The organism is Pseudomonas sp. C11, assembly GCF_034683865.1.
Taxonomy (GTDB): Bacteria; Pseudomonadota; Gammaproteobacteria; order Pseudomonadales; family Pseudomonadaceae; genus Aquipseudomonas.
Genome location: NZ_JAWIIP010000118.1, coordinates 1 through 231, shown reverse-complemented (window position 1 = coordinate 231; position 231 = coordinate 1). Strand labels below are relative to the sequence as shown.

The window sequence follows — 231 nt, the reverse complement described above, 5'->3', positions numbered from 1 at the left end:
CCGTAATCAGAAGGCACGTACAGCGCAGCGCGGCCGATGTTCTAGTACAGCGCTGGCGACCAGGGCGCAAGGCCGACGGTGGGCGACTGCAGAACGGCGATCTGGTTCTCCAGAGCGCGGGCCTGGGAGCCGATGCGCACACGATAGAAGACCGCTTCGGTGTCCGTACAACTGGGCGCAAGAATCAGATCCACTCGGGCCTCGGCCAGGGTGCGCGCCAGCAGCGGACAC

At 65.8% G+C, this 231-nt stretch carries 1 pseudogene; it reads right to left on the bottom strand.

The features are described from left to right. Positions 1-44 precede the first annotated feature (44 nt). Positions 45-231, bottom strand: a pseudogene (locus VC352_RS25150) (amidohydrolase); the annotation flags it as partial.